At 66.3% G+C, this 3142-nt stretch carries 4 protein-coding genes; all 4 read left to right on the top strand.

The features are described from left to right. On the top strand, positions 1-262 hold a 262-nt coding region (locus PV363_RS16805; RefSeq protein WP_301022953.1), incomplete at its 5' end, for a class I SAM-dependent methyltransferase. A 34-nt stretch (positions 263-296) separates the two neighbouring features. Next, positions 297-536, top strand: a complete 240-nt coding sequence (locus PV363_RS16800) for a hypothetical protein (protein ID WP_301022952.1) — start codon at positions 297-299, stop codon at positions 534-536. A 118-nt stretch (positions 537-654) separates the two neighbouring features. Further along, the gene (locus PV363_RS16795; protein WP_255566134.1) at positions 655-2034 is read left to right on the top strand and encodes a glutamate decarboxylase; all 1380 of its coding nucleotides are present in this window, start codon (positions 655-657) and stop codon (positions 2032-2034) included. A gap of 8 nt (positions 2035-2042) precedes the next feature. Beyond that, positions 2043-3142: amino acid permease (locus tag PV363_RS16790; RefSeq protein ID WP_301022951.1), on the top strand; the 1100-nt coding region annotated here is incomplete at its 3' end.

Raw genomic sequence — 3142 nt, 5'->3', positions numbered from 1 at the left:
CGACGCGCTCGCCGACGAGTATGCGACGTGGGTCCGCGAGCTGGCGACCAGTCCGTGGGACGACGCCGTGCTCGGCGTGTTCGCCCGACACGTCGCGGGGCGCGGGCGTGTGCTCGACGCGGGCTGTGGCGAGGGCCGCATCACCGCGCAGCTCGCCTCGTTCGAGGTCGATGCGCACGGGATCGACCTCAGTGCGGAGATGATCCGCAACGCGCGGGACGTCCACCCGAACCTGGTACTCGCTGATCCATGTCCCGCCTGAGGCGCTGCCCGGTGCTGTCGCGGAGCTCGTTCGAGTGCTCGAGCCCGGCGGCTGGCTGCTCGCTGCGTTCCAGACCGATGCCGAGACCTTCCGTCCGAACCACCTCAGGGACATCGCGGTGTCGCTCGAGTTCCACCGGCCAGACCCGGCCGCATTCGGCACGCTGCTGGACAGCCACGGTCTCGACGTTGATGCGACCACGGTCCGTGCCGCCGATGTCGAGGCAGGCGAGCGCACTCGCCAGGCGTACGTGCTGGCTCGCCGACGCGCCTGACTTCCAGGCTGCACTGTGCGAAGGGCTGTGTTAGGACCGTAGAGCGACCGCTTCGACGAAGTGCCTCCCCCGGGTCCGGTTTCGTTGCGCTGAGTTCAGCGCGCAGTCTGGAGGAATGATGGCAGAACCAGAGGTGGGAACCCGCGAGGTCAACCCGTTGTTCGCACGTCCGGGGGAGCAGACGACCTACTCCCGCACGGTGCTGCAGGACGACCCGATGCTTCCGGAGACGGCTTATCAGATCGTGCACGACGAGGTCATGCTCGACGGCAACGCACGACTCAACCTGGCGACGTTCGTGGGCACCTGGATGGGCCCGTACGCCGAGAAGCTGTACTCGGAGACGTTCGACAAGAACATGATCGACAAGGACGAGTACCCGGCGACCGCGGCGATCGAGGAACGCTGCTGGCGGATGGTCGCCGACCTGTGGAACGCGCCTGACCCCGCCAACTCGATCGGCACCTCCACGATCGGCTCGTCCGAGGCCTGCATGCTCGCCGGTCTGGCGTTCAAGCGGCGCTGGCAGAACGCTCGCAAGGCCGCGGGCAAGCCGGCTGCTACGCCGAATCTCGTGATGAGCTCGGCGGTCCAGGTGGTGTGGGAGAAGTTCTGCAACTACTGGGACGTCGAGGCGCGCTACGTCCCGATCTCCGAGGAGCACAAGACCCTCGACGGACACGACCTCGACAAGTACGTCGACGAGAACACGATCGGCGTGGTCGTCATCATGGGTGTCACGTACACGGGCATGTACGAGCCGGTGACGAAGGTGGCGGCGGCGCTCGACGAGATCCAGAAGAGCACCGGTCTCGACGTCCCTATCCACGTGGACGGCGCCTCCGGCGGGATGATCGCCCCGTTCCTGCAGGAGGATCTCCAGTGGGACTTCCGCGTCGACCGGGTGCACTCGATCAACACCTCGGGTCACAAGTACGGTCTCGTCTACCCGGGGCTCGGCTGGGTCGTCTGGCGCTCGCGCGACCTCCTGCCCGACGACTTGATCTTCTACGTGAGCTATCTCGGCGGCGATATGCCGACGTTCGCGCTGAACTTCTCACGTCCGGGTGCGCAGGTCCTCCTGCAGTACTTCAACTTCCTGCGCCTGGGCCGCAACGGCTACACGGCCGTGCAGCAAGCCTCGCAGGACACCGCGAAGCACCTCGCCGAGGGGATCGCGCAGCACGGCGCGTTCGAGCTGTGGAACGACGGCAGCGACATCCCCGTCTTCGCGTGGCGGCTCAGGGAGGGCCACACCGACAACTGGACGCTGTACGACCTGTCGGACCGCTTGCGCACGTACGGGTGGCAGGTGCCGGCGTACCCGATGCCCGACAACCTGTCCGACCTCACCGTCCAGCGCATCGTCGTCCGCAACGGGCTGAGCATCGACCTGGCCGACAAGCTGCTCGGTGACATCGCCTCGGCCACCAAGGACCTCGACAGCCTGCCCGCCCCGATCCCCCACGCTGTGTCGAAGCAGCAGTTCCACCACTGAGGGGCATGATGAGCGACACGCGAAGCACGCCCGGGCAGAGGGCCGCCAAGGTCTACCTCTCGATGTTCCAGGTCTCGATCTTGACGGTCGTCGCCGTCGCCAGCCTGCGCAGCCTGCCGGCGATGTCGGGGTACGGGCTGGGAAGCATCACGCTCTACCTGATCCCTGCGCTGCTGTTCCTGGTGCCGACCGCGCTGGTGGCGGCAGAGCTGGCCACCGGGTGGCGCGGCGGGGTCTACGCATGGGTGCGCGAGGCGTTCGGCAACAGGTGGGGCTTCCAGGCGATCTGGCTCCAGTGGGTCCAGAACGTCGTCTGGTACCCCGTCCAGCTCGCTTTCATCGCCGCCAGCATCGCGTTCGTGTTCGGAGACAACGACCTGGCCAACTCCGGCATCTACACGGCGATCGTCATCGTCGTCTTCTACTGGATCTGCACCCTGCTGAACCTTCGTGGAGGCGGGCTCTTCGCGAAGGTCGGCTCATGGGGTGGACTCATCGGCACCCTGATCCCCGGGGTCATCCTCATCGTGCTCGGGGCGGTGTGGCTGATCGCCGGCAACAAGAGCCAGGTCCCGATGGAGACGAGCGACGTCATCCCGCCGTTCACCGGTCTCGCGAGCATCGTGCTGATCGTCAGCAACTTCCTCGCCTACGCGGGCATGGAGGTCAACGCCGTCCATGCGAACGACATGAAGCGACCGGGCAAGGAGTATCCGCGGTCGATCTTCATCGCGGCCGGTCTGATCCTTCTCGTCTTCATCCTGCCGACCCTCGCCATCGCTTTCGTCGTCCCGAAGAGCCAGCTCGGGCTGACGACCGGGATCAACATCGCGTTCCAGGCGTACTTCGACCACTGGAGCATCGGCTGGGCGACCGCGATCATCTCCGCGGCGATCGCACTGGGTGCGCTCGCATCGGTCGTCACGTGGATCGCCGGTCCGAGCAAAGGGCTGCTCGCAGCCGGTCGGACGGGCTTGCTGCCACCGTGGCTCCAGAAGGAGAACAAGGCCGGCGTGCAGATCGGGATCCTCATCTCACAGGGCGTGATCGTGACGATCCTCGCCGGGCTGTTCGTGGTGATCCCCAACGTCAGCGCGGCGTTCTTCAC

The organism is Mumia sp., from assembly GCF_028803055.1.
Classification (GTDB): domain Bacteria; phylum Actinomycetota; class Actinomycetes; order Propionibacteriales; family Nocardioidaceae; genus Mumia.
The sequence above is the reverse complement of the archived record's forward strand: the minus strand, read 5'-3'. Positions and strand labels throughout refer to the sequence as shown.